Source organism: Massiliimicrobium timonense, assembly GCF_042850985.1.
In the GTDB taxonomy this organism is placed as follows: domain Bacteria; phylum Bacillota_I; class Bacilli_A; order Erysipelotrichales; family Coprobacillaceae; genus Allocoprobacillus.
In genome coordinates this window covers 1,508,205-1,530,185 of sequence record NZ_AP031415.1, presented here as the reverse complement: position 1 = coordinate 1,530,185, position 21,981 = coordinate 1,508,205, and the positions used below count along the sequence as shown (strand labels likewise).

At 31.7% G+C, this 21,981-nt stretch carries 22 protein-coding genes and 1 other annotated feature; of the genes, 19 read left to right on the top strand and 3 right to left on the bottom strand.

All coding sequences use genetic code 11. The annotated features are described in order from the left end of the window. The first annotated feature begins 124 nt into the window (after positions 1–124). From nifJ to ACGHJ8_RS07965, 11 genes are all read left to right on the top strand, one after another. On the top strand, positions 125–3,643 hold the full coding sequence (gene nifJ, locus ACGHJ8_RS08015; protein ID WP_390539736.1) for a pyruvate:ferredoxin (flavodoxin) oxidoreductase: 3,519 nt from the start codon (positions 125–127) through the stop codon (positions 3,641–3,643). 91 nt (positions 3,644–3,734) lie between these two features. After that, positions 3,735–4,454: a hypothetical protein gene (locus tag ACGHJ8_RS08010; RefSeq protein WP_390539734.1), complete on the top strand. Its 720-nt coding sequence runs from the start codon at positions 3,735–3,737 to the stop codon at positions 4,452–4,454. Beyond that, positions 4,451–5,143 (top strand): RNA polymerase sporulation sigma factor SigK, encoded by a 693-nt coding sequence (sigK, locus tag ACGHJ8_RS08005; protein WP_087357575.1) that lies wholly within the window; start codon positions 4,451–4,453, stop codon positions 5,141–5,143. Before ACGHJ8_RS08010 ends, sigK begins: the two co-directional genes overlap by 4 nt. A 44-nt stretch (positions 5,144–5,187) precedes the next feature. Continuing rightward, complete coding sequence (locus ACGHJ8_RS08000; RefSeq protein ID WP_390539732.1) at positions 5,188–5,970, top strand: sigma-70 family RNA polymerase sigma factor; 783 nt, start codon at positions 5,188–5,190, stop codon at positions 5,968–5,970. Positions 5,971–5,995: 25 nt separating this feature from the next. Next, on the top strand, positions 5,996–6,238 hold the full coding sequence (locus ACGHJ8_RS07995; RefSeq protein WP_211964124.1) for a YlmC/YmxH family sporulation protein: 243 nt from the start codon (positions 5,996–5,998) through the stop codon (positions 6,236–6,238). 93 nt (positions 6,239–6,331) lie between these two features. Continuing rightward, on the top strand, positions 6,332–6,766 hold the full coding sequence (locus ACGHJ8_RS07990; RefSeq protein ID WP_087357572.1) for a cell division protein SepF: 435 nt from the start codon (positions 6,332–6,334) through the stop codon (positions 6,764–6,766). A 45-nt stretch (positions 6,767–6,811) separates the two neighbouring features. Further along, entirely contained in the window at positions 6,812–7,561 is a 750-nt protein-coding gene (locus tag ACGHJ8_RS07985) for an RNA-binding protein (protein WP_211964127.1), read from the top strand. A gap of 1 nt (position 7,562) precedes the next feature. Next, on the top strand, positions 7,563–8,024 hold the full coding sequence (locus tag ACGHJ8_RS07980) for a DivIVA domain-containing protein (RefSeq protein WP_390542427.1): 462 nt from the start codon (positions 7,563–7,565) through the stop codon (positions 8,022–8,024). Then, positions 7,996–8,201: a binding site (T-box leader), on the top strand. (Overlaps the previous gene by 29 nt.) A 36-nt stretch (positions 8,202–8,237) precedes the next feature. Continuing rightward, positions 8,238–10,970, top strand: a complete 2,733-nt coding sequence (gene ileS / locus ACGHJ8_RS07975) for an isoleucine--tRNA ligase (RefSeq protein WP_390539729.1) — start codon at positions 8,238–8,240, stop codon at positions 10,968–10,970. Between the two features lie 47 nt (positions 10,971–11,017). Continuing rightward, on the top strand, positions 11,018–11,899 hold the full coding sequence (locus tag ACGHJ8_RS07970) for a DMT family transporter (protein WP_390539727.1): 882 nt from the start codon (positions 11,018–11,020) through the stop codon (positions 11,897–11,899). Beyond that, entirely contained in the window at positions 11,896–13,107 is a 1,212-nt protein-coding gene (locus ACGHJ8_RS07965) for a D-alanyl-D-alanine carboxypeptidase family protein (RefSeq protein WP_390539725.1), read from the top strand. Before ACGHJ8_RS07970 ends, ACGHJ8_RS07965 begins: the two co-directional genes overlap by 4 nt. Positions 13,108–13,137: 30 nt before the next feature. Here ACGHJ8_RS07965 and ACGHJ8_RS07960 read toward each other — a convergent pair whose 3' ends face one another. After that, the gene (locus ACGHJ8_RS07960) at positions 13,138–13,335 is read right to left on the bottom strand and encodes a hypothetical protein (protein ID WP_087357566.1); all 198 of its coding nucleotides are present in this window, start codon (positions 13,333–13,335) and stop codon (positions 13,138–13,140) included. Positions 13,336–13,417: 82 nt separating this feature from the next. Here ACGHJ8_RS07960 and ACGHJ8_RS07955 point away from each other — a divergent pair, with 82 nt between their 5' ends. From ACGHJ8_RS07955 to ACGHJ8_RS07925, 7 genes are all read left to right on the top strand, one after another. Further along, complete coding sequence (locus ACGHJ8_RS07955) at positions 13,418–14,062, top strand: HAD family hydrolase (RefSeq protein WP_390539723.1); 645 nt, start codon at positions 13,418–13,420, stop codon at positions 14,060–14,062. After that, positions 14,059–14,553: a DUF523 domain-containing protein gene (locus tag ACGHJ8_RS07950; protein WP_390539721.1), complete on the top strand. Its 495-nt coding sequence runs from the start codon at positions 14,059–14,061 to the stop codon at positions 14,551–14,553. Before ACGHJ8_RS07955 ends, ACGHJ8_RS07950 begins: the two co-directional genes overlap by 4 nt. Then, on the top strand, positions 14,519–15,454 hold the full coding sequence (locus ACGHJ8_RS07945; RefSeq protein ID WP_390539719.1) for a type I phosphomannose isomerase catalytic subunit: 936 nt from the start codon (positions 14,519–14,521) through the stop codon (positions 15,452–15,454). Before ACGHJ8_RS07950 ends, ACGHJ8_RS07945 begins: the two co-directional genes overlap by 35 nt. A gap of 77 nt (positions 15,455–15,531) precedes the next feature. Beyond that, positions 15,532–16,707, top strand: coding sequence for an NADP-dependent malic enzyme (locus ACGHJ8_RS07940; RefSeq protein ID WP_390539717.1), 1,176 nt, complete (start codon positions 15,532–15,534; stop codon positions 16,705–16,707). Between the two features lie 122 nt (positions 16,708–16,829). Next, positions 16,830–17,195, top strand: coding sequence for a BlaI/MecI/CopY family transcriptional regulator (locus ACGHJ8_RS07935; RefSeq protein ID WP_211964145.1), 366 nt, complete (start codon positions 16,830–16,832; stop codon positions 17,193–17,195). Between the two features lie 2 nt (positions 17,196–17,197). Next, complete coding sequence (locus ACGHJ8_RS07930) at positions 17,198–19,156, top strand: M56 family metallopeptidase (protein WP_390539715.1); 1,959 nt, start codon at positions 17,198–17,200, stop codon at positions 19,154–19,156. Beyond that, complete coding sequence (locus tag ACGHJ8_RS07925) at positions 19,146–19,679, top strand: hypothetical protein (RefSeq protein ID WP_211964149.1); 534 nt, start codon at positions 19,146–19,148, stop codon at positions 19,677–19,679. Before ACGHJ8_RS07930 ends, ACGHJ8_RS07925 begins: the two co-directional genes overlap by 11 nt. A gap of 24 nt (positions 19,680–19,703) precedes the next feature. Here the strand turns inward: ACGHJ8_RS07925 and groL are convergent, their stop codons facing one another. Next, positions 19,704–21,323 (bottom strand): chaperonin GroEL, encoded by a 1,620-nt coding sequence (groL, locus tag ACGHJ8_RS07920; protein ID WP_087357558.1) that lies wholly within the window; start codon positions 21,321–21,323, stop codon positions 19,704–19,706. An 11-nt stretch (positions 21,324–21,334) separates the two neighbouring features. After that, positions 21,335–21,595: a co-chaperone GroES gene (locus tag ACGHJ8_RS07915; protein WP_087357557.1), complete on the bottom strand. Its 261-nt coding sequence runs from the start codon at positions 21,593–21,595 to the stop codon at positions 21,335–21,337. Between the two features lie 186 nt (positions 21,596–21,781). Between ACGHJ8_RS07915 and ACGHJ8_RS07910 the strand changes: the two genes are divergently transcribed. Next, positions 21,782–21,976 (top strand): DUF6440 family protein, encoded by a 195-nt coding sequence (locus tag ACGHJ8_RS07910; RefSeq protein ID WP_087304130.1) that lies wholly within the window; start codon positions 21,782–21,784, stop codon positions 21,974–21,976. Positions 21,977–21,981 lie beyond the last annotated feature (5 nt).

Here is a 21,981-nt window from a genome sequence, read left to right as displayed (position 1 = left end):
AAGTGGATTTGACAAGAAATAGAAAATATTGAGATTTTTATGAGTTTATGATGAAAATAAAGTTTTCTTATGGAAATTTCTTATCAATAAGAGTATACTATAGGGTATAGGAGGAAAGAAAATTATGTCTAAAAAGTATTTATCAATGGATGGAAATACTGCTGCTGCACATGTCGCATATGCATTTAGTGAAGTTGCTAGTATTTATCCAATTACACCATCTTCTCCAATGGCTGAAAATGCGGAAACATGGGCTGCTCAAGGAAAGAAAAATATTTTTGGTTCAGCAGTTAATGTTATCGAAATGCAGTCAGAAGCTGGAGCTGCTGGAGCTGTACATGGAGCATTGCAAGGTGGTGCGTTAGCAACTACATTTACGGCATCTCAAGGTTTATTATTGATGATACCAAACTTGTATAAAATTCAAGGTGAATTATTGCCTGGTGTATTCCACGTGGCTGCCAGAGCTTTAGCAACACGTGCTTTAAATATTTTTGGGGATCATCAAGATATTTATGCATGTCGTCAAATTGGTGTTCCTATGATTTGTTCTCATAGCGTTCAAGAAGTTATGGATTTAGGAGGTATTGCACATTTAACTGCAATTAAAGCGAGTGTTCCTGTGATTCATTTCTTTGATGGATTTAGAACTTCTCATGAAATTCAAAAAGTAGAAGTCATGGATTATGATGTTTTAGAAAGTTTATTAGATAAAGAAGCATTAAAGAAATTTAAAGCTCAAGCATTAAATCCACATACAAATCCAATTGAACGTGGTGGAGCAGAAAACGATGATATTTATTTCCAAGGTAGAGAAGCACAAAATAAACATTATGAAGCTGTTGTGGAAGTTGTTGCTGACTACATGAAAAAGATTTCAGAAATCACTGGTCGTGAATATGCACCATTTACATATTATGGAGCAAAAGATGCATCACGTGTGATCATTGCAATGGGTTCTGTGACTGAAACAATTAAAGAAACAATTGATGAAATGAATAAACGTGGAGATCGTGTTGGATTAGTTAAAGTTCATCTCTATCGTCCATTCTCACCAAAATATTTATTAAGTGTTTTACCAGAAACTGTAGAAAAAGTTGCTGTATTAGATCGTACAAAAGAAATGGGAGCAACTGGTGAACCATTATACTTAGATGTATGTTCAGTTTTAAAAGATACAAAGATCAAAGTGATTGGTGGACGTTATGGTATGGGTTCTAAAGATACAACACCACGTCAAATCAAAGCTGTTTACGATCATTTATTAGATGAAAATCCATTTACATCATTTACAATTGGTATTAATGATGATGTAACTCATCTATCATTAAAAGAAGATGAAAACTTCCATGTTGATGCAGATTATACATCTTGTTTATTCTATGGTTTAGGATCAGATGGAACAGTATCAGCAAATAAATCTTCTATTAAGATTATTGGTGATCATACAGATTTATATTCACAGGCTTATTTTGCATATGATAGTAAAAAAGCAGGTGGAGCAACTCGTTCTAACTTAAGATTTGGTCATACACCAATTCGTGCAACATATTATGTCAATAATGCTGACTTTATTTCATGTTCATTAGATAACTATGTATTGAAATATGATATGTTGAAAAACTTAAAGAATGGTGGAACATTCTTATTAAATACAGAATTTGATGAAAAAGAAATTGTTGATTATTTACCAAATAAATTAAAGAAACAATTAGCTGATAAGAATGCGAAATTCTATATTATTAATGCAACAAAGATTGCTAGTGAAATTGGCATGGGAAGACATACAAATACAATTCTTCAATCTGCGTTCTTTGCATTAAATCCACAAATTTTACCAGTTGATAAAGCTGTTGAATATATGAAAGCAATGGCTAAGAAAACATATGGTAAAAAAGGTGATGCTGTAGTAGAAATGAACTATAAAGCTATTGATGCAGGAAAAGATGCTATTGTTGAAGTTCCTGTTGATGCAAGCTGGTCTGATTTAACAGTGACTGCTACAAGAGCAAGAACTGGTGACGATTACTTTGATAATTTCGTTGCACCAATCAATGCCTTAGATGGTTATGATTTACCTGTTTCAGCATTTATGGATAAATTAGATGGTTCAATGAAATCTGGTATTGCGATTAAAGAAAAACGTGCGATTGCTATTGATGTACCACGTTGGGAAAAAGAAAACTGTATCCAATGTAATAACTGTGTTATGGTTTGTCCTCATGCAACAATTCGTGCTTTCTTAATTGATGAAGATGAAATGAAAGCTATGCCAGAAGATATTTCAAATGATGTTTTAAAACCAATTGGTAGAAATGTTGATGGATTAGTTTATCGTATCCAAGTTTCTCCAGATAACTGTGTTGGTTGTGGATTATGTGTGACTGAATGTCCAGGTAAAGCTGGAAAGAAAGCTTTATCTATGGTGCCAGTAAAAGAAGAATTACCACATGCTTCTTTAGCTGATCATATTTATTCAAAAGTGACATATAAAGCTGATCGCTACCCAACAACAACAGTCAAAGGTGTGGGATTCATGCGTCCATACTTTGAAGTATCTGGTGCTTGTGGTGGATGTGGTGAAACACCATATTATCGTCTGGCTTCTCAGTTATTTGGAGCTGATATGAGAATTGCGAATGCAACTGGATGTAGTTCAATCTATAGTGGTTCTACACCTTCAACACCTTGTACAATTGATGAAAATGGACAAGGACCTGCATGGGCTAACTCATTATTTGAAGATAATGCTGAATATGGATTTGGTATGAAATTAGCTGAAAATTATATGGCTAAACGTATCTTAGAAATCATTGAAGAAAATAAAGGTGATTGTGAACCTGAACTTCAAACTGTTTTAGAACAATATGCAAATGTCAAAGGTCAAAGAGTTGAAGAAAGAAAACTTTATGATCAATTAGTATCTTTAGTAGAAGCTTCAAAATGTGAAGGTATCAAAGAATTATTAGATATGAAAGGTGAGCTTGTTACTAAATCTCAATGGATTATTGGTGGAGATGGATGGGCTTATGACATCGGTTATGGTGGATTAGACCATGTTATCGCTAATAATCAAAATGTTAATATCTTAGTTCTTGATACAGAAGTTTATTCAAATACTGGTGGACAATCTTCTAAATCTTCACAAGCTGGATCTATCGCTAAATTTACTGCTGGTGGTAAAACAGTAGCCAAGAAAGATTTAGCACAGATTGCTATGGCATATGGACATGTTTATGTAGCACAAGTGGCTATGGGAGCTAATCCAATGCAAACAATTAAAGCATTCAAAGAAGCAGAAGCTTATGATGGACCATCATTAATTATTGCTTATTCTCCATGTATGGAACATGGTATTAAAGGTGGTTTAGCAAATCATCAACATCAACAAAAACGTGCTGTTGAATGTGGATATTTCAACTTATTAAGATATGATCCTCGTTTAGAAGAACAAGGAAAGAATCCATTACAATTAGATTCTAAAGAACCTGATTTCACAAAATTCAAAGATTTCTTATTAAGTGAAAACAGATTTGCACAATTATCTAAAGTCAATCCAGAACATGCTGAAGGATTAATGGATAAATGTGAAAAAGATGCTATGAAACGTCGTCATCGTTTAGATGTTATGGCTAGTGAATAGTGATATGAAAGATTGAAAGTGATTATACTTTCAATCTTTTTTTGACATCATTTTTATTTTGATTTCTCTATAATGAAAGAGGGTGATCAAGATGAATGTTTATATAGAAGTCACATATTTCATGAATGCAATTCTTATATTATTATGTTTTGAAATATTATCTTTTTTGCTAAATATTCAAATAACAATCAAAAAACTTTGCTTATATGTTTTCACATATAATATCTCTATTGTTTTTTTATTTGTAGATTTGTTTACAGGTTTTTTACTGGTTTATGATTTTATATTAACGTTTTTTTATTTTAGACGGCTGATTTATATTTATTATCCAGTTTACTTATTTATTTATTTTTCTATTCTTTCATTTGTTCAATGGCTTCTACCATCATCGATTATATTTCAAGGTGTGCTTCTTATTGAAGAATGTCAATTTTCATATTTATTTGTTATTGCTTTGATAGTGATCATTATCAGTTATTTTTATGTGTATTTATCGCGTCAACGCATTCATCATCAAAGTGTTAAAGTCTGTTTACAAGGAAAAATCTATGAAGGGTTTATTGATAATGGGAATCAGGTCACATATCGCGGCAGTCCAGTTATTTTTTTGAATCGTGAGATAATTGACAACTATTCAGTGATTGATCAAATATGGATTGAAACAGCCAGTCAACAAGAACGGATTGATTTAATTCTATTGTCGGATATTACGATTCATAATCAAAAACTATACAATGTTTATGCTGGGATTATGTCATCATCGCAGTATGACTGTATTTTAAATCAACAATTAATGGGAGGGTTATTATGATTTTACTGTTGTTAAAGGAATGGTTTACTAAAAAGAAATCACTGTTTTATATTGGTAGACATGACGTATTAAAAGCACCTTTAAAGGGAAAAGAAGAAAAGGAAGCCTTATTAAAACTACAAAATGGTGATGAAGATGCTAAAGATTTATTGATTGAACATAACTTAAGGCTCGTTGTTTATGTCGCTAAAAAGTATGATTCTATGCAAAATGGAAATATTGAGGATTTAATTAGTATTGGAACGATTGGGTTGGTGAAAGCAGTGAATACTTTTAATATGGATAAAAATATTAAATTGGCGACATATGCTTCACGTTGTATTGAAAATGAAATTCTCATGTTTTTAAGAAAAAATAATAAATTAAGACAGGAAATCTCTTTAGATGAACCATTAAATGTTGATTATGATGGAAATGAACTCTTATTATCCGATATTATTGGTACGGATAAAGATATTGTTCAAGATGAGATTGAACACAATGATCAAAAGGAAAAATTTTATCATGCTTTACATTATTTAAATCCTAGAGAACAACAAATTTTAATGATGCGTTATGGCTTGATAGGGCATGAAGAATTAACCCAAAAAGATGTGGCTGAAATATTGGGGATTTCTCAATCATATATTTCAAGACTAGAGAAAAAAATTATAAAAAAATTGAGAAATAAATTGAAAGATGATGAATAATGTCAAATAAAAATGGAGAAACTCTGTTATGAGGAGTTGAATCCATGTCAAGATATAAAGTTGATTTGAATGGAAATGATGTTGAACGATTTGAACAGTTATCATATCATCAAACAATGGAATTGTTGAAATTATATCAACAAAATCAAGACCCACAGATAAAAGAAAAACTTGTTCTTTCTAATTTAAAACTGGTTTTATCTCTTGTTCAAAAATATCAACAGCGTGTGAGTAATTTAGATGATTTATTTCAAGTCGGTGTCATTGGATTAATCAAAGCTATCGATCATTTTGATACGTCTTTAGAAGTTCGATTTTCGACCTATGCGGTTCCGTTGATATTAGGAGAAATGAAACGCTATTTACGAGAAAGTTCACCCATGCGTATTCCTCGTTCTTTACGAGATATTGCTTATAAGGCTTTAGTGATGAGTGAAGATTATTTGAAAAAACATCATCGTGAAGCTTCTTTTCAAGAACTGTCACGTTTATTGAAAATAGACGAATATACGCTTGTTGAAGCTCTGTCATCGACTCATAATGTATCTTCTTTATCACAGGAAGTTCAAAATGATGGAAATGGACCGATTGATTTAGAAAGTCAAATTCCTGACCATCATAACGCTATGGATGATATGCAAAGATCGATTGACTTACAAAAAGCTATGCATCATCTCGATCAAAAAGAATTACGCATTATCAAAGAACGTTATTTTGAAGGCTTTACACAAAGTGAAATTGCTAAGGACTTAATGATTTCACAGGCACAGGTTTCACGCATAGAAAAACAGGCTTTGTCCCATTTAAAGAAATATATGACCAGATAATGGCATATATTATAGGGGTGATAAAATGCGTTTTTTAACTTTGCAAAGTAAGGATGTTATTGATGCTTCAACGGGATGTAAAATAGGATATGTTGTTGATTTAGAAATAGACCCACTTTGTCAATGTATACAGGCTTTGATTGTTGAACGTTTTTCGGCTTTTAAGTTTATTTGTTTTTTTAAAGGACCACCGGCCATTGTTATTCCTATCGAGCATGTTATAACGATAGGAGAAGATGTCATTCTTGTTCATGTAGAATGTCCTTAAATCCTTTAAGTGATGTAATATTTCCCGTATTTTCCTCTTTTTTTCATACATATTATATGATATAATGATGTATAGATGTAAGGAGGTTACCTCATGGGATACGGTGAAAAAGTAAAGAAATGGTTTTTTGAAGAAGACGATGATGATGTTTATGAAAATCAAGAAATAGATCAGGAAGAAGACAATGGAAAAACAAGTTTGTTTGAAAAAGCAAAATCTACAAAAACAACTGATGCAATGAAAGCATTAAGTGCAAATAAAGATAGTCATTTGATTTTGTTTGAACCACGTGCATATAAAGAAACACAGGAAATTGCGACGTATTTAAAACAAAAAAGAGCAGCAGTTGTGAATTTGCATCGTTTACAAAAAGAACAGTCAAAACGTGTGATTGATTTCTTAAGTGGTGTTATTTTTGCAATTGAAGGTGATATTCAACAAATTGGACCTAAAATTTTCTTATGTACTCCTAAAAATATTGGCGTATCTGGCAATATTACAATGGATGAGTCTGAAAAAGAAGAATAAACAAGTATTAGTAAGCTTTGCTTACTAATACTTTCTTTTTGATTGATGTTAGAACATTTTAAAGGTGACGAAGTTTTTGTTAAGAAAATTTTAGATTATCAATTTCAGGCTTTACAGCATCAACGTATGATTTTAACACCTTTCTATAATCCACATGAAAGAGAAATTGTTAAAAGTGTTATTGGTAAAGAATTAAAAATTGAAAGCTTTGGTGGTTTTCTCAATGCTGAAAATCAGCGTATGATTATCTGTCCTGATTACTATATGATTGATAAAGATGATTTTGAAATACAGCTGGTAGAAATTCTTTATCATCAACAGTTTGGAAAAATACATCACAAAGATATATTAGGGGCATTGATGAATTTAGGTATTAAACGTGAATGTATTGGGGATATTGATGATGGTCAACGTTGCTTTTTTGCTTGTACAAAACAAACTTATCCCTATATTGCTCAAACATTAAAACAGATAAAAAAAGCAAAAGTGCGTTTACAGGAATGTCATGAAGATATTGAAATTGTTCATGATTATATATCACGTTCTTTTATTTTATCAAGTATGCGTTTAGATAAAGTGGTGTCTGCCATGTTTAAGGTTTCTCGTCAATTAGCCAGTGAGGCTATTCGTAGTGGGCATGTCAAAGTCAATTATAAAATTGTTGAAGAAGTGAGTTATTTGTGTCATAATAATGATATGGTATCTTTTAAACATCATGGTCGTGTTAAGATTGTCGATGAAAATAAACAAACTAGACAGGGAAATCATGTTGTAAGTGGATACTTTTATAAGTGAGGTGGAAAGATTGGAACAATTTGATAAGCAATTTCGTGGTTATAATATTGTTGAGGTGAATGACCGTATTCAAGAATTAAAACAGGAAATTGAAAAACAAAAAGAAGTTATTCAGTCTATGGAAGAAGAAATGACTGATTTAAAAGAACAAAACACTTTACTTACGAAAAAGATATCAGTTCATGAAAAGACGAATGAAGAAATTGCCAGACTAGCTTTAAAAGAGGCTAGTGAATTGATTGAAAAAGCCAAACGAAATGCCAATATGATTTTAAAAGAATCAATGGAATATGTGCGTGGTTTGTCTAAGGATATGGATACGTTTAAACAGGAAGCTATTGATTTTAGAGCAAATGTTGTAAAAATGAGCAAAGAAATGTTAGAAACTATTGACAAATCAGAAATTTTCAGTTTAATTAAAGAAGAACAAGAAAACAAATACAATGACAAGGACAGTTTATAAGGAAAGCTTACAGAGAGTTTGCGGTTGGTGAAAAGCAAATAAGGGGAACTTATAATGAATCGGCCTGAGAGTAGCTTATCTGAAATCAAGTAGGATAAGACGTTCATCGCGTTAAGATATAGAGAGCATATCTTTATGATATGAATAAAGGTGGTACCGCGTCATCACGTCCTTTAACAGGACGTTTTTTTATTTGAGAAAGGAAGGAATAAAATGAATTATAAAGACACATTATTGATGCCTAAAACAGACTTTGAAATGCGTGGAAATCTTCCTAAAAAGGAACCAGGTTATGTTCAAAGATGGCAAGAAAACAAAATGTATGAAAAAGTCATCAAACAAAATGAAGGACACGATGACTTTGTTTTCCATGATGGTCCTCCATATGCCAATGGAAATATGCATACAGGACATATGTTAAATAAAATTATTAAAGACGTGATTTGTCGTTATAAAAACATGTTAGGATTGTATACACCCTATATTCCTGGATGGGATACTCATGGTTTACCAATTGAAAATGCTATTCAAAAATTAGGTGTCAATCGTAAAGAATTAAGTACAGCTGAATTTAGAAAAAAATGTTATGAATATGCTTTAAAACAAGTTGACATTCAAAAAGAACAATGTATTCGTGTCGGAACATTTGCTGATTATGATCATCCCTATTTAACATTATTACCAGAATTTGAAGCCAATCAAATTGATGTTTTCGCAAAGATGGCGATGGATGGTTTAATCTATAAAGGATTAAAACCAGTCTATTGGTCACCATCAAGTGAATCTGCTTTAGCTGAAGCAGAAGTGGAATATCATGATGTCAAAAGTCCAACTATTTTTGTGAAATTCCAGGTTAAAGATGGCAAAGGTATTTTAGATACAGATACAAGCTTTGTCATTTGGACAACAACACCTTGGACAATTCCAGCAAACCTTGCGATTTGTTTAAATGCCGATTATACGTATGCACTTGTTCAAAGTGAAAAAGGAAAATTGATTGTCTTAGAAGAATTGGTTGATTCTTTATGGGAAAAATTTGAATTAAAAGAAAAACAGATTTTAAAAACATTTAAGGGACAAGAATTAGAAATGATTACTTGTCAACATCCATTATATGATCGTGAATCATTAGTTATCTTAGGAGATCATGTTACGGCTGAAGCAGGTACAGGATGTGTTCATACTGCTCCTGGATTTGGTATGGATGACTTTATTGTTGGTCAAAAATATGGTTTAGATATTTATTGTAACGTAGATGAACACGGTTGCATGATGGAAGACTGTGGTGAATGGTTAGCTGGTCAATATGTTGATGATGCGAATAAAACAGTCACTTTAAAACTTGATGAATTAGGAGTGTTATTAAAGCTTGAATTCATTACACATAGTTACCCTCATGACTGGCGTACAAAAAAACCAATTATCTTTAGAGCAACTGACCAATGGTTCTGTTCAATTGATAAGATTAGAGAAAAATTATTAGATGAAATTGATCATGTGGAATGGCTCAATGAATGGGGTCATATTAGAATCTACAACATGATTAAAGATCGTGGTGACTGGTGTATTTCTCGTCAAAGAAGCTGGGGAGTTCCTATTCCTATTATTTATTGTGAAGATGGAACACCAATCATGGAAGAAGAAGTTTTCAAACATATTTCTGACTTATTTAGACAATATGGTTCTAATATCTGGTTTGAAAAAGATGAAAAATTCTTGTTACCAGAAGGATATACAAATGAACATTCACCAAATGGTATCTTTAAAAAAGAAAAAGATATCATGGATGTGTGGTTTGATTCAGGATCTTCTCATACAGGATGTATGAAAGAAAGAGGATATCGTTATCCAGTTGATTTATACTTTGAAGGTAGTGATCAGTATCGTGGATGGTTCAACTCATCATTGATCATTGGAACAGCTGTTTATGGTCAAGCACCTTATAAGACAGTTTTATCACATGGCTTTGTTTTAGATGGTAAAGGAAATAAAATGTCTAAATCATTAGGAAATACTGTTGATCCAATTAAACTTGTCAATCAATATGGTGCAGATATCTTAAGGTTATGGGCAACTTCAGTTGCTTATCAGTCAGATGTCCGTATTTCTGATGAAATTATGAAACAAATTGCTGAAAACTATCGTAAGATTAGAAATACAATGCGTTTTGTTTTAGGAAATTTAGCTGATTTTAAAGCAAAGGATCTTGTTGAAGTTTCAAAACTTGAAGGTGTTGATCAATATATGCTTGTAGAACTTAATGATTTAATGAGAGCATATACTGATGCAATGGATCGTTATGATTTTTCTGAAGCCAATCAATTGATTTTAAATTGCTTTACAAATACATTGAGTGCTTTCTATATGGACTTTACAAAAGATATCCTTTATATTGAAAAAGCTGATAGCTTAAGAAGAAGACAAGTTCAAACAGTGTTATATCATTATGCCAAAACAATGATGAAATTATTATCACCAATTCTTGTCTTTACATGTGAAGAATTACATGATCATTTCCATTGTGATGAAAATAAAGCTGAATCTATTTTCTTAGAAGCCAAACCAGAATTATTAACAATTGATCATGAAGCTGAAGTGAAAGACTTCTATCAACACTTCTTATTATTAAGAAAAGATGTTTTAAAATCATTAGAAGAATTAAGAAATGCAAAAGTTATTAAATCAAATATGGAAGCAAAAGTGACTCTTTGTTTAAAAGATGCATACCAAAATATGTCAACTTTAAAAGATGTCTTAAAACAATTGTTTATTGTGGCAAAAGTTGAGCTTGTGGATGATTCTACAAATCTTGAAGAATATGAAACAGCTTATATCCATAGTGAAAAATTCAATGGTGTTCAATGTCCTAGATGTTGGAACTATTATGATGAATCTGAAATGGAAGGCGAATTGTGTCATCGCTGCCATGATGTGATTAATGATTAATAAAGAATGGTACGATTCGTACCATTTCTTTTTGAAAGGGGATTGAAATGAAAAAAGATATAGAAGGAAGCATATTATTGTTTATTGCTGCTTTAATTTGGGGAAGTTCATTTATTGTTATGAAAAGTGCAGTTGATTTTTTAACACCCGCTGTTTTGCTTTTTTTGAGATTTTCTTTAGCTGCTCTTTTATTATCACTTCTTTTTTTCAAAAAAATAAAAATATTAAATTTCCAGCAGATTAAAGGAGGACTTATCACCGGAAGTTGTCTGTTTGGTGCTTATTATGTACAGACATGGGGATTGAATTATACAACACCGGGGAAAAACGCCTTTTTAACAGCTGTTTATTGTGCTATTGTGCCATTTCTGGTGTGGTTATTTTATCGTAAAAGACCAGATATTTATCATTTTATCGCTGCATTGATCTGTATATTAGGAATTGGATGTGTGTCCCTAGATGGAAATTTAACAATGAATGTGGGAGATTTTTTAACATTATGTGGAGGTTTTTTATATGCTGGGCATATTCTTTTGATTAAGAAATATTCTCAAGGCATTGATGGTGGAGCTTTTACTTCCCTTCAATTTATTGGTGGCGCTTTAGTGGCTTTGATATTAGCGTTGGTAACAGAAGATTTATCCATCATGACTCAAATTCAATCATCAATCTATTTACAAATTCTTTATCTTGTTATTTTTGCGACAGCACTCACAATGTTTTGTCAGACAACTGGTCAAAAATATACGAGTGAATGTCGTGCTTCATTAATTCTTTCCTTAGAATCTGTGTTTGGTGTAGCATTTTCAATCGCATTTTATGGTGAAGTTTTAACATTAAAAGTCTTGTTAGGATTTGTTTTAATCTTTATTGCAGTTATTATTTCAGAAACGAAGTTATCTTTTCTAAAGAAAGGAGCAAGCCAATGAAAAAAGTTATAGCCATCTTGATAACGTTTATTCTTTTTCTACAGATTATTCCCGTATCTGCCAGTGATTCATTCCAAGTCACACTGCATTCACAATATGTTTATTTATATGATCAACAGACGAGTATGGTTTATTTGGATCAAGGCAGTCAAGAAAAAATCTATCCTGCCAGTATGACAAAAATTTTAACAGTCAGCTTGGCATTGGATAAAATTGAAGATATTCATGAAAAGGTACGAGTCACTGACGAAGATTTAAAAGGTTTGTATGAAGCAGGAGCTTCTGTAGCTGGTTTTTATGCAGGAGAACTGGTTACATACGAAGATTTATTGTATGGAGCTTTATTACCATCTGGAGCTGATGCCTGTAATGCTTTATCACGTTTAACTTATGGTTCAACAGACGAACTTGTATCAGCCATGAATCAACTGGTTGAACAATTACAGCTTCAACATTCTCATTTTACAAATGTGACAGGTTTACACGATAATCAACATTATACAACACCATATGATATGGCTATGATTTTACATCATGCTTTACAAAATCCACTTTTTGAAGAAATTTTTAATGCTCGAACATATACGAGTTCCATGAAAAATCATACTTGGTCTTCTTCTTTGCAAAGAGGAAAGAACGCCTTTAACTTAGATATTTCACAGATTGATGGAGCTAAAAGTGGTTTTACAGATGAAGCACAACTCACATTAGCGAGTACAATGACATTAGAAGGACATCAGTTTATTTTAGTGACAGCCTACGCTAAAGGACAATACACTCAAAATCATGTTCGTGATGCCATTACAGTATGTCAATATTTACACAATCATTATCATGAAGTTATTCTCTATAAAAAAGATGAAGATATGGCTGATTATTGGGTTTTACAGTCTTTTCAATTCCGTTATAAATATAAAGCACCGCAAACGATTTCTATTATTGTGCCCCAAGATTTGACGAGTGATGATTTACAGTTTCAAATAGATACAAATGCTTATCTTGTAGCCCCAATGGAAAAAGGAGAACAGATTGGCACTCTTATGGTCTATAATCAAGAACAATGTCTTTATTCATACGATATGGTTTTATCTGATGATTTATCTTTTACAATGTTTGAAAGAGTCGCTTATTATGGAATCATTATTGCTTTGATAAGTGGTGTGGTTATTGTTGTTATTTTTATCAAAAGAAAAGTGAGTCATAAATAAAAGTGATAGGATCAAAAAGAATCTATCACTTTATTTTTCCTGTTTTAAATCCATTATACGATCAATACCATATCCAATAAAACGTCCAATAAAAACAATGATAACACCAATGATTGGAAGAAAAGGATTACCACCAGCTACAAAATACCAGATAATACATAAAAAACCAATAGTATATCCAATAAATGTAAAAATATCTGTATATTTTCTTGATTGATTATTTTGCATAAATTCACCCCATTTAATATAAAGTTATTATAACATCTTTCATTATTTTTTCAATACTGTTATAATATCAAAGGAGGTTTCTATGAAAAAAGGATGTTTATTTGATTTAGATGGAACTTTAGTCAATTCCATAGAAGATTTAGCTATATCAACAAATGAAGTCTTAAAACTTCATGGTTTACCAACCTATGATATTTCACAATATCGTTTATTTGTTGGTAATGGAGTGAAAAAATTAATGGAAAGAGCATTAGGACAGGAACATATAGATTTATTAGATGAATGTTTAAATGATTTTCAAAAGATTTATCGTCAACATTGTTTAGATCATACACTTCCTTATCAAGGGATTAAAGAGCTGATTGATGATCTCAAAGCAAAAGGAATCAAAATGTCTGTAGTTACAAATAAACCACATGCATTAGCGATTAAGATTGTTGAAACGTTGTTTCCTGATACTTTTGTAGCTATTTACGGACAACAAGATCTTTATCCAGTCAAACCTGATCCACAATCTACCTATCTGGCTTTAATGGCTATGAAACTAGATAAAAAAGACTGTTTATTTATTGGAGATAGTCAAGTTGATATCGATACAGGATATAATGCCGAAATAGATTCTGTTGGAGTGTCATGGGGATTTCGAGGACGTCAGGAATTAACAGAAGCTGGGGCCAATGATATTGTTGACAATCCAGCTCAAATTATGGAGATTATTCAAAGATGAAAATAGGTGTCAGTCAATGTCTGTTAGGTGTTTGTTGTACATATAATGGCAAAAGTCATCCAGTGGAAGTCATTATCAAGATGAATGAAAAACATCAAGTTGTACCTGTCTGTCCAGAAGTTCTGGGTGGACTTCCTATCCCTCGTGATCCAGCTGAAATTCAGTCTATGAATCCTCTTGTTGTGGAAACGAAATATCATCAAGATGTCACAAAGGAATATGTGTCAGGTGCAAAAAAAGCTTTAGATATTTTTATAAAAAATGATATTCACGTGGCTTTATTGAAATATAGAAGTCCAAGTTGTGGATGTGATGGTATTTATGATGGTACTTTTCAACATCAGTTGATTGCTGGACAAGGTGTTTTTGCGAAGATGTGCCAAGAACATGGTATTATGCTTTTTCATGAAAATCAAATTGAGGAATTCTTAAAATATATTGGAAAGGAAGATGATTATGGGACATATTTTAAAGATTCAACCAGTATTTAAAGAAATGATTTGGGGAGGTCATAAGCTAAGAGATGTTTATAACTATGATATTCCTAGTGATCAAACAGGAGAATGCTGGGCTATTTCTGGTCATCCTAATGGGGATTGTATGATTGCTGATGGAGAATATCAGGGAAAAACAGTGTCATGGTTATGGCAAAATCACCGTGAACTTTTTGGAAATGTCGAAGGTCAACAGTTTCCACTTTTAGTCAAAATTATTGATGCGAAAGATGATTTATCTGTTCAAGTTCATCCTAATGATGAATATGCTGCTCAACATGAAAATTCATTAGGTAAGACAGAATGCTGGTATGTATTACAGGCTGATGAGGGAACAAAAATGGTTATGGGACATCATGCCAAAACGAAGGAAGAATTTATAAAAGCTATTGAAAATGATGATTATGATCAATTATTGAATTCTTTTGAAATTAATAAAGGAGATTTCTTCTATATTCCTTCTGGAACTTTACATGCTATATGTAGTGGTTCATTAATCTATGAAGCACAACAATCATCAGATATTACTTATCGTGTTTATGATTATCACCGTAAAGATAAAGATGGTAATGAAAGACAATTACATGTTCAACAATCTATCGATGTCACAAATGTTCCTGCTGATTTAGAAACAAATAAACTTTTTACAAACAGTCATTTGGATCATGGTTCAAAGACAAGATATGTAGAAAGTGAATTCTTTACAGTGGATTGTTATAGAATGGATGGAGAAAATACTGTTATAAATGATAAGCCATTCCAATTGGTTAGTGTTCTAGAAGGTGAAGGAACATTGGAAGGTATGGATGTGAAAATGGGTGATCATTTTATTATCTGTAGCGATCAAAAAGAAGTGACTTATGATGGAAAAATGACAGTCATGATAACAACATTATAAATATTAAGCAGATGGAAAACATCTGCTTTTCATTTGTTTTTAATTATGGCATAATAAAGGGGAAAAGAGGGAAAAAGATGAAAGATATATATCAAGAAGCATTAGAAATGCATGAAAAAGTTAAAGGAAAACTGGAAGTACAACTGAAAGTTCCATTAAATGAAAGTCATGATTTATCATTGGCTTATACACCTGGTGTTGCTCAGCCATGTCGAGAAATCGCAAAAAATAAAGAAGATGTTTATAAATACACTTGGAAACAAAACAGTGTTGCAGTCGTGAGCGATGGGACAGCTGTACTTGGACTAGGGGATATTGGACCAGAAGCAGCTATGCCTGTCATGGAAGGAAAATCTATTTTATTTAAGAAATTTGGTCATATTGATGCTGTACCTATTTGTTTAGATACCAAAGATCCTCAAGACATTATTCGTATTGTTAAAGCGATTGCTCCATCTTTTGGAGGTATTAATTTAGAAGATATTAGTGCTCCTAGATGTGTCGAAATTGAAAGAACACTGATTAAAGAATTGGATATTCCTGTATTCCATGATGATCAACATGGAACAGCCATTGTTGTAACGGCAGGTTTATTAAATGCATTGAAGGTTGTTCATAAAAAAATAGAAGATATCACTGTTGTTGTGAGTGGAACAGGAGCAGCAGGAAGTTCTATTATTAAAATGATTCATGCACTGGGTGTTAAAGAAATCTATGGTTTTAATATCAATGGAATTGTTACAAAAGAGGATTATGATCAATATGATTTTCTAACACAGGAATTAACAGAAATTACTAATTCACAAGCTAAACGTATGACAATGGTTGAAGCTATGAAAGAAGCTGATGTTTTTATTGGAGTATCTGCACCAGGAGTTTTAACACCAGAAATGGTGAAAAGTATGAAAAACAATCCAATTGTTTTTGCAATGGCCAATCCAGAACCTGAAATTCCTTATCAAGAAGCTATTGATGCAGGAGTTGCGGTCATGGGAACTGGACGTTCTGATTATCCAAATCAGATTAATAATGTTTTGGCGTTTCCAGGATTATTTAGAGGGGCATTGGATGTTAAGGCCAGAAAAATCAGTGAAGGAATGAAATTGGCAGCAGCTTATGGTTTGGCTTCTCTTGTTGATGAAACTGAATTATCGCCAACATATGTCATTCCTAATGCATTAGACCCACGTGTCAGTGATGTTGTGGCTAAAGCAGTAGCCAAAAAAGCTATTGAAGAAGGACTTGCAAGATAAGTACATATTGTTTATAGGACATAGAGGAAAAGATTTTTCTCTATGTTTTTATTTTATTGACAGGCTATAACTACAGTTGTAGTATAATAGTAGAAGGACTACAATTGTAGGAGGTGATGAAAATGAAAAGTTTATCAGATGCAGAACTATTAATTATGGAAGTTTTATGGGGTGGTCAGACATTTCTACTAGGAGAAGTTGTAGAAGCACTCAAGATAAAAAAACATTGGAGTCGCAACACAGTTCATACCTATTTAACAAGAATGGAAAAGAAGAATCTGGTTAAAATTGATAGAACGCATGAACCACATCGTTATTGTTATGTTTTATCAAGAAATGAATATCTGCAATGGGAAAGAAATCGTTTATTAAATAAGGTTTATCAAGGATCTGTGACTGATTTAATGAGTGCATTTTTAAAGGATTCAAAAATAACACCAGAAGAAAAAGCTAAACTCAATCAAATTCTTGATGAAATGGAGGTTTAGGTATGACTAATATTTGGGGATTTTTAATGCAGACAATAGAAATATCTATTGTTGCTTTGATATTACTGTTATTGAAGAAAATATTTCAAGATAAATTATCACCAAGATGGCAATATGGAGTCTGGAATGTTTTTTTTCTCTCTTTGGTAATACCCGTAGGATTCTTTCCTTTTGCTCTTTTTCCTTCGTTACATGTCTTGCTTGAAGCGGTGAAAACAATCATTGAACAATCACTTCATTCATCTTACATAGATATTTATCTTCCTATTAAAAATATCACATCTTTTCCATTGGTGACTGGTATTCCTCATAGCGTAACAGATTTTCTATTTGTTTTCTATGTTTTAGGTGTTTTATATCATCTGATACGATATATGCATCAATATATCCAATTGAAAAAAATTATCTTTATTTATGGTCAAAAACCAAGTGATGAACTTTTTCAAAAAATTCAACAAATCGAAACAAAATATCATTTTCCATCTTGTCAAGCCCTTGTTTTAGAAGGTATACCTTCAGCTTTTGTGTTTGGTCTATTCAAACCAGTTTTTGTCTTACCAAAACAAGATACATTAGATGAAAAAATTATTTTGCATGAGTTACTACATCTTCAATATAAAGATTCTTTACAATGTGTCATATGGTCTTGTTTGAGATGTATTCACTGGTGTAATCCTTTTCTACAATATGTCTTTGACCAAATTCATAATGATATGGAAAGTCTATGTGATCAAAGAGTATTGGAAAAGCTGGAAGGGGAGCAAAGGAGAGATTATGGAAGAATCTTGTTGAATATGACCAATGAAAAATATCCTTATGCTTTTGGAACAACTTCTCTTTCCAATGGGGCAAAGAATATAAAAAAACGTATTGAAGCTATTGTCAGATTTAAAAAATATCCACAAGGTATGACAGTTGTTTCTTTATGCATATGTCTTTTATTGGCTCCTTTATCAATTGGATATTTCCATTCTTATACTTTAATAGGTAATCCTTATGAGCATGAAAGTTTTTCTTATCAGCTTTCTTTAGCTTCTGCAAGAATGATGGAATATCCAACAATAGCTGGTGCTATTGATACATATGCAAAAGGTATTGTTTCCAATGATGAACAGTTTTTATTATCAGTTTTACCACAACAGGATTATCATGATTTTCGATCTGTACTCAGTCAAAGACCTGATCCTGTTGTATCTAATCTCACTTATTATTTATATGATGTCATACATTTAGAAAAAATCAATGATGATGAATATCATGCAAAATTATGTTTCTATAATAAAAATGAAAACATTGATGAAAAAAATAATCGAGTGATAGCACATTATAACATCATTCCAATACAAATCAAAAAAGAGCGTGGCTGGAAAGTCAGACAAAATGGTCAAGTATTAACAGGGGATGCTACACATCTTAGAACATTTATGAATAGTGAAATTTATGATATTCCGATCTATAAAATTATATCATTGCCTTGTCAAAGTGGTAAAGTGACTGTGATTGTCAGAAACGGTTATCAGGTTTTTGGCAATGATATTATGAATACACCATCTCTCCATGCTTTTGAATTAAGACCACAAGCAAAATTCAATAGTGGTTACCAGTATTTAGAAGTCATATATCAAAATCAGCAATCTTTACATCATCAAGATGAAATAGAATATATATCTATGAATTTAAAAAATCTAAATGATCAAGACGAAGATATTCATTTTGAAAAACATGATAATTTTTCTGATTATGGGCTATATTATCAGTCTTCATCAAATGAAGAAACATTCTTTTTTGCAAAAGTAGAGAATCATACATTGGATAAAGAATATCGTTTTCAACATATATCTTATTATCATGAGTCAGATCGCATTCATTTACCAGAAACTTATGCTTTACAAATAGATATCAATGGAACAACAGAAATGATAAAAATAAACATGGAAGATGGTGAATGGTATGACATCTAAGTTGTATGTTGGTACATTATATCAGATTATATTTGGTTTTATTTTCATTTTTTTTGATATTCGTATTCAGACCATTCACTTTCTTCCTGATTGGATTGGTTATTATCTTTTTTATAAAGCAATTGATGGGATTGGAGAATATGAAGAAAGTGCAAAATTATTAAGACCTTTGATTATAATATTAGGAGTTTACAATGGGATTATATGGATTTTAATGATCATGAATGTTTCTGTAAAGAGTCTTGATGTATTGCAGTTATTCATGAATATTATTTCCATTTATATACAGTTTCAGTTATTGACGAATATTTCAAATATTGCTTTATCACATCATTTTGAAAATGAATCCAAGCGTTTAAACATATTAAGAATAATGAATGTTATTTCTGTAACATTCGTATCGTTTCCTGCTCATTGGGTTTTTATGCAGTATGTTCAAATCATCATCACATTATTTTATATTGTGATTGTCGTATTATTAATCTTGACTTTGATTGCATATGCAAAAAAAGAAAAGACGTAAAAAAAACTGGCATTTGCCAGTTTTTTAATACATTCCTCCAGGTGCCATTGGAGCAGGAGCAGGGTTTTCTTCTTTTATTGGAGCAACACCAGCTTCTGTTGTAATGAATAAAGCAGAAATACTTGCAGCATTCAATAAAGCACTACGAGTTACTTTTGTTGGATCGATGATACCTTTATCAAACATAGATACCCATTCTCCATCTTTTGCATCGAAACCTTGTCCATCTTCAACTTTCATTTGTTGTTCAACAATTTCATCACTGTTGAAACCAGCATTTTCTGCGATTTGTCCCATTGGAGCAAGTAATGCATCTAAGACAACTTTAATACCTTTTTGTTTATCAACGTTTGTATCTTTTAATTGATTCTTAAGGGCAACATAAGCATTCACTAATGTGACACCGCCACCCATAACAATACCTTCACTAACAGCAGCTTTTGTGGCATTTAAAGCATCTTCAATTCTTAATTTCTTTTCTTTTAATTCAGATTCAGTAGCTCCACCAACTTTAATAATTGCTACACCATTACTTAATTTACCTAATCTTTCAGCAAAATTTTTCTTATCATATTCTTGTTTTGCATTATTCATCTGTTCAGTGATTTCTTTCACACGTTGATCGATAGCAGCTTTATCACCAGCACCACCAATCATTGTTGTATGATCTTTTGTAATATGAATCTTTTTAGCAGAACCTAAATCAGTCATTTGCATATCTTTTAAATTCATATTTAAATCTTTACTATAGAATTTAGCATTTGTTAAAATGGCAATATCTTGTAAGATTTCTTTTTGATTATCACCAAAACCAGGAGCTTTTGTAGCTACAACATTAAATGTTCCTCTTAATTTATTAACAACTAATGTTGAAATGACTTCTTGTTCAAAATCATCAGCAATTAATAATAATGGTTTATTAGATTGCATCACTTGTTCTAGAATTGGTAAGATTTCTTGAACAGTATTGATTTTTTGATCTGTTACCATAATGAAAGGATTATCTAAATCAATAGTCATTTTTTCTCTATCTGATACCATATATGGAGAAACATAACCTTTATCATATTGCATACCTTCAGCAACTTCTAATTCAGTATCAAAGCTATTAGATTCATCAACACTGATAACACCATCTCTACCTACTTTTTCCATTGCTTGAGCAATATATTGACCAATTTCTTTATCTCCAGAAGAAATAGTTGCGACACTTTCAATATCATTGCTTGTTTCTACTTTATGAGATTTATCTAAAATATATTTAGCAACTTCCTTACTTGCATAATCAATACCTTCACGCATTAAAACAGGATTTGCACCTTTTTCAACAGCTTTTAAACCATTTTGAATCATACTTTGAGCTAAGATTGTTGCTGTTGTTGTTCCATCACCAGCTACATCATTTGTTTTATTAGCAACTTCATATACTAATTTTGCTCCCATGTTTTCAAAAGCATCTTCTAATTCAATTTCTTTAGCAATAGAAACACCATCATTCGTAATTAAAGGTGAACCATAACCTTTATCCAATACAACATTACGTCCTTTAGGACCAATTGTCACTTTTACAGCATCTGCTAAAGTATTGACACCATTTAACATAGCATCTCTTACATCTTTAGAAAAACGAATTTCTTTACTCATCTTAATTCCTCCTATTCAACAATAGCTAAAATATCTTCTTCTTCTAAAATCATATATTCATCGTCATTATCTTTAAACTTCGTTCCAGAATATTCTTTGAAAATAACTGTCATACCTTCTTTTAAATGATCATCACATTTAGGTCCAACAGCAACAACTGTTGCTTGATTACTAGCTTGTTCCTTTGGACTTGTTAAAATGATTCCACTGGCTGTCTGTGTTTCAGCCTTTTCTTTTTTTAATATCACATAATCATGTAATGGTTTTAACATTTGTATTCCTCCTTATTTAGCACTCATATATCTTGTTTGCTAACAACTATTATTATAGCATGATATATGAACTGAATATGAACTTTTAGCACTATGATTTTAAAAGTGCTAAAATCCTTAAAATATATGAAATAATATTTTTATTTAGACTTCTCTTTTGTTATAATTTAAAAAAAGGAGAAGATTATGGCAAAAAAATATGAGAGATTTATAAAAACTTATAGTTCAGAAAAAATACTTCAAACTTCTGAAATATGGGTTGATAAAGAAACAGGTGTGAATTATCTTTTTCATAGTAATTCCGTTGGTGCAGGACTGACAGTATTAGTTGATAGAGAAGGAAGACCTATTATTACAACGGTATTTCCAGATGAAGAATAGGAGGA